We start from the raw sequence: 11,108 nt of genomic DNA on the forward strand, positions 1-11,108 counted from the left end.
CTCAGTTTAATGTTTATAACGAGAAGTCTCTGAAGCGGATCCACCGAGGGTTCAAAGGACTCCAGGACACCTTGGAATCATCCTTTATTTAAATTAACTACATATTATATGTACGAAGGCATTTCATTTACACAAGATTCTTGACGCTACCAAATAGATCGTGTTAGATATAGATAAATATAGGCATCCAAAACGGTTTTAAAATATAAACGCATTAAAACAAGAATTTTAATGACAGGTCGATATAAGCGATTTAATACCCTACTTTGCAAATATATAGCAACCATATAGCATCTGTTTATCAACCGCTGCTCATTCATGCTATAACAGATGTACACAAAATGCAGGGCCGCTTCAAAGATGGTGGACCTAGTTGCATTGAATCAATAAAGTAGAAGATAATTGTTTAAACAATAAAGCGTCCCAAAATAGGACGCTTTTATATTTGTTGCCATCTTACTCAGCCACTACTATTTTTCAGATTTAACTTCTTTAGTTACAATTGGTACTGTATTAACCAAATTATCTCTGACAGGACAAGTATCTTCCATGAATTTAACGAATTTGGTTATCTCTGTCTTTTCCTTTGGTGTCCTGAAGTGAATATCAACACCAATATTATCAAATCCTGGACGCTTCCCAGAAATCTCTCCTCTAACAGGAATGTACAATGAACTATATTCAAATTTTTCTTTTTTGTAGAAGGAAGCTGCAACAATATCCTCACATGCCCCAAGTGCACATAAGATCCCTTCATTAGGAGTAATTCCTTCATCGTATCCATTATTTAATTCATTCGTTTGAAATTTAACTGTGAAATCACGTGAATAAGAGATGTACTTGTTAGGATCATCTGTACTTACGACCTTTGCCTTAAACGTTGTGATAGCCATAATAATACCTCCTAATCCTTAATAATGTTATCAATAATGACATTAGTCCCGTTAACTAGCGTGTCAAAGATAGGAGAACTTTTTTCAACTAATTCAACAAACTTCTGACATTCTTCCTTACTTTGACTTGTTTCAAAATTAAAGGATATCCGAATTTCTTGGAACCCATTCCGAACATTTGGATCACCCATAAATCCCCTAAAATCTAGGTCCCCTTCAAGACTTATTTCGAGTTTTTGGTAATTAAAGTTATTTGATGCAGAAAGTTTCCGTGCTGTTTCTTGGAGCGAAGCACCGAGGGAGCCAAGCTCTAATTCAACCGGATTAAGTCCAGTATTCGTTCCCCCGTTTGCTTTCGGCTCGTCTAATGTATTGTGAATTCCACGTGTATGAGCATCAACTTGTAAACTTGAATTAGTCTTTCTAGCGGTTACACTGTACTTTGTCATAGTCAGCATTCCTTTCAAATATATACTAAAAGCGCTTTCAGTAATTATTATAGTATTTTCAATTTTTAAATCAATAGTTAACTAACTATCTAATCAGAAAACTATGATAAAATCATATTGTAAGGAGTGAAATGCCGTGACTAAATTTACCCTGGAAGATTGCTTAATGTTTACTACCAACACTAGCTCCAAACTTTTCAAAGCGGTGCTTACTGACCGCTTGAAAGATGTTGGCGTTACCTACAATACATGGATTTCTCTATACTTTATTAATTCTCACGATATAATTTCCCAAAACAATTTAGCTAAATTAGTAGGAATTACTGGACCTAGTATGGTCAAAATAGTCCAAAGACTTGATGATGAAGGATTAATATATCAGCAACAAGACAGTAAAGATCACCGCAAAAAGCTAATATCCCTAACAGAAGATGGAATTAAAAAGTATAACGAGATCTTGAGTATTGTTATTGAATACCAAAAGACAATGACTAAAGGATTAAGCCAAAAGGAACTGGATATTGTAGCCAACGTCTTTGATAAGATGATCAGAAATGCTAAAAAAGCACTAAGCTAGTTTCGTGTGTTATAGGTGATTTAATCATGAAAAATCAAACTCGTAATGTTAGATTAGCAATTAAGAAAGGCAATGAGATTATTGCTGATTTCAAGCAGCACACTCACGGTAAACTTAACCTTTGGGTCTCCATTACCGATCTTAGCGAGAAATACAATATCACAGCGGAGGCACATAGCAAATTTAACCCTGGAGTCTATACTACAATCGCTGCACAGCTCCCCTTCTCTGACTTTACATATGATGAGTTTGTTGAGGTGCTAATGGCATTTCAAAAGGAATGGGACATTCCCGTGCTGACCCACGCCTTTCCTAAGAAGAAGCTATTTAATCTACGCCAGAAGTATGGTGCCAGGATAATCAGGGATGATATTGTCCGCAAAGAATAGACGTGTTACAATGACGCCAACTCTTCTATTGGTAGTCCTACGTGTTTTGCGTGGGGCTTTTTCTATATAAAAAGCTTCCCAGTAACAATATTACTGAGAAGCCAGAAGAAATTATATGTATATACATATTTTGACATAATAAAGCCCCTTTTTGCTATTGGCTCTAGCAGAAGGGGCTTTGTGTTGTCGTAACTCTTTCCATATGGGAAAGAGGCGGTCCAATTGGACTATGCATCACAATATCCTACAGCTGTATTATACCACGAGCACTAAGCTGTTTTCTTTTCGCTTTCTTTTCATTGAGCTAGATTTCTGCCCATGCATGATTAACTACAAGATAATCTAGACAGTCTTGGTCACGATTAGTCGATGTACGCTTATTTTAGTAAGCGTACATAACTTTCGGTTGCTATCGTTCCCATTCCACCTAAGATTGTAAAAAATTGTTGCATTTTAATTTACCCTTCTTAGGACTAACTATGTTATAAAAAGTAATATTGATAAGTTATACTAAATTTCTAATCTTGTAGGCTAATCCTGGGAATGCCATTAACATTTTCTTCTTCCAGTCATCTGGTTGCACATCCAAACTCATCACTGGAATCAGATTATTAATGTCATCTACAGCAGTCTGGCTAATTTCGGAAGCTCCCTTTAATCGTCCAGTTTTCTTGTCATAAACAATGGTTAGACGAGCATTATCGGCTGTTCCTTGATAGAAAAAGTCACCCGCTGTAATATCAATATCTTTTATAAGGTAGATTGCAAATTTAATCCGAATTTTTGGACAAATTTGTCAGCATAACCTGATACGGTGTTTGCCAGTCGAGTATTTTAAGCGGTCGCTGGTTAATTTGGAGTAACGTCGTCGTTAAATCTTGAGCACTAATGTGCTCAAAACGAGTCCCTTTAGGATAAAAATAACGTAAATTCCGATTAAAGCGTTCATTACTACCACGTTCAGCTGGCGTATAAGCATGGCAGTAATAGGTCTTAATACCATATTGTGATTCAAGTGATACTAGCCCACTAAACTCAGTGCCACGGTCCACAGTAAAGCTGTGCACCGGACCATTAAAAGTGGTTAGGAACTTAGTTAGTGCTTCATTAACAGTCGCTGTCGTCCGATCTTTTAACCGGTATGCCCAAAGGAACCGTGATTTGCGATCGATTAAAGTTAATAAAACTGCCTTACTATGCCCACGGTCTCGCCAAGAAAACTGTCTCGAACACTCGTGAAAACATCTTCATCGCCATTGCCACCGTGGCCTTCCTACTGATTGGGCTAATCTTCGGTTATATCTACATGGCCAGTGGGATGTTTGTCCATGAAGCTAGTATCTTAGTCGTTATCTTCAACGCTATGCGGTTAATCAATTTCCAAACCAAGTTCGACAAGCACCAACCAACTAAAACCATTCAAGCAGCCACAGCTTAATCAAGTCTCCCCAACTTGGTTACAGGCCTAGCCACCAATAGCGGCCCACCAACTAGTCTTCCCAGCTAGTCGGGGGGCCGCTTTAGGACTGGTCACATCTGGACAAATAACTTGCTTATAAATACCAATGGGGGTATATTGTTTAATGAATAATAATTACTGAGGAGTCATTCAAAATGATTAAAGAAATACATGACCAAGATTTTGCCAAAGAAACAGATACTGGTATCGCCGTTATTGATTTTCGCGCAGACTGGTGCCCACCATGTCGCATGATGGACCCAATTCTTAAGTCCCTTTCTGAAGACCCAGCTTACAAGGATCAGGTCAACTTCGTTTCATTGAACATTGACCATGACCAAGCTACGGCCAGTCAATTCCAAGTTCAAGGAATTCCAACCTTCCTGATTAAGAAAGATGGCCAAGTCGTCAGTCACATGGTCGGAGCACGTCCTAAGCCTGATTTTGAAGCCGAACTCAAAAAAGCACTTGCCTAATTACGAAGGGGGCATCATGAATCATGGCAACTACTGAAGAATATGTCACTAGCAAGCAGATCAAGACCCGGCTGAAACGCTCGGCTGGTCAACTGGACGGCGTTTTACGTATGATGGACGAAAATCGTCCTTGCGAAGATGTCTTGGTTCAACTTTCAGCAGTGAAATCAAGTATCGACAAGGCCATGAAACTCGTCATCGCCCGTAATATTAATAATTGTGTAGATGCGATGACCACGGCTGATGTTCAGAATCTTGAACACTCCTTGGATCTACTGCTAAAAACCAAATAACGCAAAAAGGACGGTGTCGTCAATCTCGCGGTAAAGCGAACCCCCTGATCTGGAGTAAATCCAAACTCAGGGGGTTTATTTTATTCCGAAGAAAACAATTTTTTGCTCCAGATTTATCAATCATTCGTCTCGTGAATTCTCACAAATCTACAAATGTGTTCACACTATATTTGCAGGCCTGTCCTATAAAATGAATGATTCTGATCTCTTACAAACATTTTCTTAGCCGGAGTATTCTGTGCAGAAAATCAAAAATATCTACGCTTTCCAAGCCACCATTAAACCCGGCGAAAGAAGCCATAACTGATCAGAGTAACTATCAAAGTCACAGATTACACTTTTCTGGGAAACAATATCATGAAAAAAATTCACCCCGATTTAAAATTGAAGTGCAACACTAGTCAACTAGACCAATTGGTCTAGCAAAAAAGGCCATGAAGACCTATTCTTATAAGCGACTAAACAAATTAAGAAAGGAATCTTCATGACCCAATCTAAGAATACTACGCATACTCACTATCAACAACTACAATTTGATGAACGAGGCCAAATTGAGGCACTTTATGAACAAGGAATGTCTATTAGACAAATTGCACGGCGCCTTCATCGAAATCCTAGTACCATCTCTAGAGAAATTCGGCGTGGCACGGCTGTCCAAATTGACTCACAGCAACATTGTACTTATTCAGCGTACTTTGCCGAAACTGGAGAAGCTGTCTATCGTAAGCATCGTTCTGCCAGTGTTTGGAGTGGTTTGTTTTCAAGCTGCAGTTTCTTTATCAATTTACTCACAAAGGCCCTTAAAACAAAACCTAGGGTTTACAGCGTGGATACGTTTGTTCATTGGTTTAAACAGAATTATCCAAGTGAAGTCTGTCCTTCAACATCAACGGTGTATCGCTATATTAATTGATCAACGGTTACTGTTGCGTAATCAAGATTTACCCATGAAACTACGCCGTAGGATTAAGCATCATGGTCGCCATCATAATCGAACAAATAAGAAAGTATTGGGGCAATCAATTGAACTTCGTCCATCGATTGTTGAAAGTCGTTCTGAGTTTGGCCATTGGGAAGGTGATTTGGTCAAAGCCAAACGTGTTGAATCCGAACCCGCTCTGATGACATTAACAGAACGTTTTAGCCGTTTAGAAATTATTGTCAAGTTACCCAATTATCATGCACAGACTTGTCAAAAGGCACTTCAGACAATTATCGATGATTACGGAGCACAGCACTTTCAAACTGTTACTTTTGATAATGGTAGTGAGTTCTCTTTGCTAAACAATGTTTCTGGAACAGATATCTTCTTTGCGCACCCATACTCCCCTTGGGAACGTGGAACTAATGAAAATACCAATGGTCTTCTACGTGAATTCTTTCCAAAGGGGAAATCATTCAAAGACTCATCACTAGTTGATATTCAGGAGGTTCAGTACACACTAAATCACCGTCCAAGAAAATGCTTGGGTTATAAATGTCCGGCGGACATTGTTCCCGAACTGGCTGACTAGCTATACCAATTTATTAGAATAGATCAAAGTGTTGCACTTGGTTTGACAATTCGGGAAATTAATAACATTCAATTTTTTTGAATGTTATTTTTTTGGGCTAAAAATACATCATCAGGGTATGATGAAAATCTCTGCGTCAAGTGTTACGCACTGTTTCTAGATTGGAATTTTTACAAATACAGTTCAAACAATGGATATGAATGGGTTTGACTTAATATACCGCTGGTGGTATATTTTTTTGTGAAAAGAATAACAAAATAATAAATGAGGTGTTCAATATGGCAAAGAAAATACTTATCATTGGTGGTGTTGCAGGAGGCGCTACTGCAGCGACACGTCTTCGTCGTTTAAATGAGGATGATGAAATTATTTTATTCGACAAGGGGGAATACATTTCGTTCGCAAACTGCGGCTTGCCTTATTATATTGGTGGTACTATCAAAGAGCGTGATAGTCTAATGGTCCAAACCGTAGAGGGTATGGAAAAACAATATGGCTTAGATGTCCGTAATTTTTCTGATGTTACTAAGATCGATCCTGAAAAAAATACCGTTACCGTTCATAATACGCAATCAGGTGAGACTTATGATGAAAGTTTTGATGAATTGATCATCTCTACTGGTGCTAAGCCAATCGTGCCTAAAATCAAAGGTTTAGCTGATGCCAAGAATACTTTTACTTTGAGAAATATTCCCGACATGGATCAGATCAAGAAATATATTGCTGATCACAATGTGCAAACTGCCACGATCATTGGCGGTGGTTTTATCGGTCTAGAAATGATGGAAAATTTCAAGCAGCTGGGCTTGAATGTTCAGTTAGTTGAAATGTCATCTCAAGTAATGCCGAACTTAGATTTCGAAATGGCACAACAATTACATTCACAAATCAATTTACATAACGTCAACTTGTATTTGAATGACGGACTAGCAGAATTCCAAAATGATGGCAAAAAATTAATTTTGCAAAGTGGCAAAGAACTTGAGACGGATATGACAATTTTGTCTATCGGTATTACTCCAGCTAACGATTTAGCCAAGGATGCTAAGATCGAGCTGGGATTCAAGAATGCAATCAAAGTCAATAAACAGCTTCAAACTAACTATCCTAATATTTATGCCATTGGTGACGTGATCCAAGTCAATAACTTAGTGGATGGTTCAGAGACCAATATCCCATTGGCTTGGCCAGCTAATCGTCAAGGTCGTTTAGTGGCTGACATTATTAATGGCATTCCGGCAGAATATCCGGGAACACAGGGTACATCTGTTGCCAAAGTATTTGAACTGACGGCAGCTTCAACAGGTGACAACGAAAAAACCTTGCAACGTCAAAATATTCCTTATCACGTCATTCACATTCATCCAAATTCAAGTGCTGGCTATTATCCTGGCGCTAGTCCCATCAATCTAAAACTACTTTATAACGATGACAAGCAGATATTGGGAGCACAAGCAGTTGGAACAAAAGGCGTTGAGAAACGGATCGATGTCATTTCCACAGCAATGAGATTTGGAGCCAAAGTTGACGAATTGAGCTCGATCGAATTGTCATATGCTCCACCATATTCAAGTGCAAAAGACCCAGTAAATATGTTAGGTTACGTGGCTGATAACGAGATCAATCATCGGACTAAGACTATCGAATGGGATCAAGTTGATCGTTTGGTGGATGAGAAAGCTACGATCATTGATGTTAGAAATGACTTTGAATTAACTACCGGTAAGATTCCAAGTAGTAAATTGATCCCGCTCAATCAATTACGCGATCGTCTCAATGAATTACCAAAGGACAAGACGATTTATGTCTATTGCCAGGTTGGGTTGAGAGGATACAATGCCTCAAGAGTTTTAGCTAATGATGGTTTTGACGTGGTCAATATTGATGGTGGTTTCAAAACTTACAAGATCGCTAAATATGAGATCAAGAATAAACTTTTTTCAAAAAATAAAGTCAAAACATCCAGTGGTTCCAGTTCGAACAATTTAAAAACACTACAAGTAGATGCCTGTGGCTTACAATGCCCAGGTCCCATTTTAAAAGTTAAACAACACATGGATAAAATGGACGATGGTCAAAAAATGGTAGTCAAAGCGAGCGATTTTGGCTTTAGCGCCGATATCGAGTCATGGGCCAAAAATACCGGAAATAAAGTTCTTTCCAATGATATTGATGGTGATACAGTAGTTGCTACGGTTCAGAAGGGGCAAGGAGCAAGCGCTCCAGTTAAACAAGATCCTGAATTAGCTGCCGAATTAGCTTTAAACGATGGTCAGCTTCATGAAACTAAAGAAGGAGCGACTATGGTAGTCTTTGATGGTGATCTCGACAAAGCACTAGCTTCTTTGATAATCGCTACCGGAGCGGCAGCTATGGGTAAAAAAGTAACCATGTTCTTCACTTTTTGGGGCTTGAATGTTTTGAAGAAAAACAAAGTCAAGAAGCACGGTGTAGCAAAGATGTTCGACATGATGCTACCAAGTGGAGCAGACAAATTACCACTTTCAACCATGAATATGGGCGGTTTAGGCTCAAAAATGATAAAATCAGTTATGAAGAAAAATAACGTCGATCCACTCCCAGTCATGATCAGAAAAGCAAACGACTTGGGTATCAAATTCGTAGCTTGCACAATGAGCATGGGACTAATGGGCGTTAAAAAAGAAGAGCTTTATAGTTTCGTTGAGTATGGCGGTGTCGCCACATATCTTGGAGACACAGAAAACTCCAACCTAAACTTATTCATTTAAGTAGAAAGTAGGAAAATCATGGATACAGTTCGCAGTGAAGAAGAAACAAAGAAAGTCATCAATCGTTTAAGCCGGGCTGAAGGCCAGATCCGTGGCATCCAAAAAATGATCAACGATGACAAAGATTGCATGGACGTAATGACACAGTTAAGCGCCGTCAGATCAAGCATCGATCGCGTAATGGGCATGGTAGTAGCCAACAACTTGAAAGATTGCGTAGAAAATCCAGAAGGTGACCCAGCAGCTCAATCGAAAAAACTCGAACAAGCTATCAACATGATCATCAAAAAATAAAAAGTCAATCAAAAAAGTCATCAAGAATAATTTGATTTGAATTGACGAAATAATTAATCAAAACAGTTAACTACTATAAAACAAACTACAACCACAAAAAGGACCTGAAGCACCCAATGCTTCAAGTCCTTTTTTAATAAACCTTTAATTTACAATCCAAGTGCAACACTAATTGAATAAAAAAAGACCCATAACGGGTACAATGTTTAACGACTAAGAAAAAACACAAGGAGTACCCGTTATGAGCTACAAACATCTTACTATATTTGAACGAGAAAGTGTTCTAAAACTTCAAGCAAGAGGGCATTCAATTCGATCAATTGCATATCGGTTAAAACGGTCACCTAGCACCATTTCACGCGAAATCCGGCGCTGTAAAGGAAATTATTCACCAAGTGAAGCAGAAAATGATTATAGAAAGCAGCGTGCAAAATGTCATAAACCGCTTTTGCTAGATCAATGTGAAGAATTATGTGAGTTAGTGGCAAAACTGATTCTTGATAGCCATTGGTCACCACAACAAATAGCTAATAGACTAACTCATGAAAACTATTTTTGCGTCAGCTATACAACTATCTATCGCCATATTAAACGGCATAACTTAAATCGACCTTACCATTCACATGGAGATACAGGAATCAAACGGAGGTTGCGTCACCGTGGCCGTATACGTCACCCTAAGGGTGAACGCCGCCATGAGGAAGCAAAAGTTGATTATATATCAATCCACGAGCGACCTAAGTTCATTGATCAGCGTAAACGGATCGGAGACTGGGAAATTGATACTGTGATTGGTCGAACGGGTCACTCCATCCTTTTAACGGTTGTCGATCGGCTTAGTCGGCTTACGTTTATCAAAAAGGTTGCGCAAAAGGACTCGCAGGAGATAAATAAAGGCTTAGTTGAACTGTTAGGGGCCATTCCTAAAGAATTTGTTCATTCTATTACACCAGATCATGGGACCGAATTTCTTCATCTTGATGAAATCAGCGAAAGGTTAGGTGTTACTGTCTATTGGCCCGATCCATATTCGCCTGAACAGCGTGGAACAAATGAGAATACAAATGGATTAATTCGGGAATATTTTCCCAAGCGAACAGATATTGGTAATTATACGGAACAGGACGTTGAGCACTGCCAAAAGCAGTTAAATCAACGTCCTCGCAAAGTGTTAAACTATGAAACCCCATATGAAGTATTTTTTGACAAACCGTTGCACTTAGTTTGACAATTCGCCATATTTTACGCTCTCCAAAAAAATCATGAATGGTAAAACAACCACCGTACTACTGATAATGTTAAGCATTGTATTTCCAATGGTCTCAAAGTTTAGTTTCATGTTTTTCTCCTTCATATGAAATGTAAGTAATTAAGATAATGTAATATGTTGATGAGACGATATATATTAGTTTATCCTTTCCGCTATGAATGAATATTAAAGTCAAATTGTCTTCGAATTTATCTTTTATCACCTATTGATGCCAAACTTTTTTCGATATCTTATGAAGGTTGTTCGCTTAATTCCAGTCTTACGGGCAACATCTACATCACTCATGCCCGTCTGATAAAGTTTAAAAGCATGTAGTAAGCGGGGATCATCTTCGGTATATTGGGGTTTGCGCCCATGATATTTCCCCTGCTGTTTGGCCAGGAAAATCCCCTGTTGTTGACGCTTAATAATCCGCTTCCGTTCACTTTCGGCCTGATACTTATACAGTTCAATGATTAAGTTAGTCATCAGTTGACGCAAGTTAGGATCCGCAATCCCCGTCATGGACGGCAAATTCAACACATCTAGGGTGGCACCTTTGTTCTGAATGGTGTTCATAATCTTAGTTAAGTCCTGGTTGTTTCGGCCCAAGCGGTCTAATTCAGTAACCAGGACAATATCGCCTTCACGGATATAGGCCAGCATTTTTTGCAGTTCAGGTCGCTTGGTGTTAGCCCCACTTAATTTATCCGTAAATAATTTATCAACGTCTTTTAAAGCCGCTAACTGTCGATCTAAATGTTG

10 protein-coding genes and 4 pseudogenes are annotated in these 11,108 nt (G+C 38.7%); 9 read left to right on the forward strand and 5 right to left on the reverse strand.

What is annotated here, in order from left to right; genetic code table 11:
- Window positions 1-470: 470 nt before the first annotated feature.
- Together EKM87_RS11770 and EKM87_RS11775 are read right to left on the reverse strand one after the other, a co-directional pair.
- On the reverse strand, window positions 471-893 hold the full coding sequence (locus EKM87_RS11770; protein ID WP_010495029.1) for an OsmC family protein: 423 nt from the start codon (window positions 891-893) through the stop codon (window positions 471-473).
- Window positions 894-904: 11 nt separating this feature from the next.
- A complete protein-coding gene (locus EKM87_RS11775) occupies window positions 905-1,342 on the reverse strand; it encodes an OsmC family protein (protein ID WP_010495033.1) in 438 nt (145 codons plus the stop codon).
- Between the two features lie 136 nt (window positions 1,343-1,478).
- Here EKM87_RS11775 and EKM87_RS11780 point away from each other — a divergent pair, with 136 nt between their 5' ends.
- Together EKM87_RS11780 and EKM87_RS11785 are read left to right on the forward strand one after the other, a co-directional pair.
- The gene (locus EKM87_RS11780; RefSeq protein ID WP_027822617.1) at window positions 1,479-1,919 is read left to right on the forward strand and encodes a MarR family winged helix-turn-helix transcriptional regulator; all 441 of its coding nucleotides are present in this window, start codon (window positions 1,479-1,481) and stop codon (window positions 1,917-1,919) included.
- Window positions 1,920-1,945: 26 nt separating this feature from the next.
- Window positions 1,946-2,308 (forward strand): hypothetical protein, encoded by a 363-nt coding sequence (locus EKM87_RS11785; RefSeq protein WP_027822616.1) that lies wholly within the window; start codon window positions 1,946-1,948, stop codon window positions 2,306-2,308.
- 319 nt (window positions 2,309-2,627) lie between these two features.
- On the opposite strand, the pseudogene EKM87_RS12575 reads toward EKM87_RS11785, so the two are convergent.
- A pseudogene (locus tag EKM87_RS12575) lies at window positions 2,628-2,760 on the reverse strand (aspartate racemase); the annotation flags it as partial.
- Window positions 2,761-3,078: 318 nt separating this feature from the next.
- A pseudogene (locus EKM87_RS11800) lies at window positions 3,079-3,513 on the reverse strand (IS30-like element ISLpl1 family transposase); the annotation flags it as partial.
- On the opposite strand from EKM87_RS11800, the pseudogene EKM87_RS12470 reads away from it, so the two are divergent.
- The 7 genes and pseudogenes from EKM87_RS12470 to EKM87_RS11830 all read left to right on the forward strand — a co-directional run.
- A pseudogene (locus EKM87_RS12470) lies at window positions 3,504-3,746 on the forward strand (heavy metal translocating P-type ATPase); the annotation flags it as partial. The pseudogenes EKM87_RS11800 and EKM87_RS12470 overlap by 10 nt on opposite strands.
- 176 nt (window positions 3,747-3,922) lie before the next feature.
- A complete protein-coding gene (locus tag EKM87_RS11805) occupies window positions 3,923-4,243 on the forward strand; it encodes a thioredoxin family protein (protein ID WP_003643543.1) in 321 nt (106 codons plus the stop codon).
- A gap of 23 nt (window positions 4,244-4,266) precedes the next feature.
- Entirely contained in the window at window positions 4,267-4,536 is a 270-nt protein-coding gene (locus tag EKM87_RS11810; protein WP_003643024.1) for a metal-sensitive transcriptional regulator, read from the forward strand.
- Between the two features lie 484 nt (window positions 4,537-5,020).
- Window positions 5,021-6,050, forward strand: a pseudogene (locus EKM87_RS11815) (IS30 family transposase).
- A gap of 278 nt (window positions 6,051-6,328) precedes the next feature.
- The gene (locus EKM87_RS11820) at window positions 6,329-8,800 is read left to right on the forward strand and encodes an FAD-dependent oxidoreductase (RefSeq protein WP_125684935.1); all 2,472 of its coding nucleotides are present in this window, start codon (window positions 6,329-6,331) and stop codon (window positions 8,798-8,800) included.
- An 18-nt stretch (window positions 8,801-8,818) separates the two neighbouring features.
- A complete protein-coding gene (locus EKM87_RS11825) occupies window positions 8,819-9,094 on the forward strand; it encodes a metal-sensitive transcriptional regulator (RefSeq protein ID WP_063285102.1) in 276 nt (91 codons plus the stop codon).
- A 241-nt stretch (window positions 9,095-9,335) separates the two neighbouring features.
- Window positions 9,336-10,322: an IS30 family transposase gene (locus EKM87_RS11830; protein WP_125684937.1), complete on the forward strand. Its 987-nt coding sequence runs from the start codon at window positions 9,336-9,338 to the stop codon at window positions 10,320-10,322.
- A gap of 240 nt (window positions 10,323-10,562) precedes the next feature.
- Here EKM87_RS11830 and EKM87_RS11835 read toward each other — a convergent pair.
- On the reverse strand, window positions 10,563-11,108 hold a 546-nt coding region (locus EKM87_RS11835), incomplete at its 5' end, for a recombinase family protein (RefSeq protein ID WP_164506503.1).

The organism is Levilactobacillus yonginensis (assembly GCF_003946265.1).
Taxonomy (GTDB): Bacteria; Bacillota; Bacilli; order Lactobacillales; family Lactobacillaceae; genus Levilactobacillus; species Levilactobacillus yonginensis.

Bases quoted from the DNA above. Each gene is read 5' to 3' on its own strand.
- EKM87_RS11825 (WP_063285102.1), top strand. From the start codon at position 8,819: ATGGATACAGTTCGCAGTGAAGAAGAAACAAAGAAAGTCATCAATCGT.
- EKM87_RS11830 (WP_125684937.1), top strand. From the start codon at position 9,336: ATGAGCTACAAACATCTTACTATATTTGAACGAGAAAGTGTTCTAAAA.
- EKM87_RS11785 (WP_027822616.1), top strand. From the start codon at position 1,946: ATGAAAAATCAAACTCGTAATGTTAGATTAGCAATTAAGAAAGGCAAT.
- EKM87_RS11805 (WP_003643543.1), top strand. From the start codon at position 3,923: ATGATTAAAGAAATACATGACCAAGATTTTGCCAAAGAAACAGATACT.
- EKM87_RS11820 (WP_125684935.1), top strand. From the start codon at position 6,329: ATGGCAAAGAAAATACTTATCATTGGTGGTGTTGCAGGAGGCGCTACT.
- EKM87_RS11810 (WP_003643024.1), top strand. From the start codon at position 4,267: ATGGCAACTACTGAAGAATATGTCACTAGCAAGCAGATCAAGACCCGG.
- EKM87_RS11770 (WP_010495029.1), bottom strand. From the start codon at position 893: ATGGCTATCACAACGTTTAAGGCAAAGGTCGTAAGTACAGATGATCCT.
- EKM87_RS11775 (WP_010495033.1), bottom strand. From the start codon at position 1,342: ATGACAAAGTACAGTGTAACCGCTAGAAAGACTAATTCAAGTTTACAA.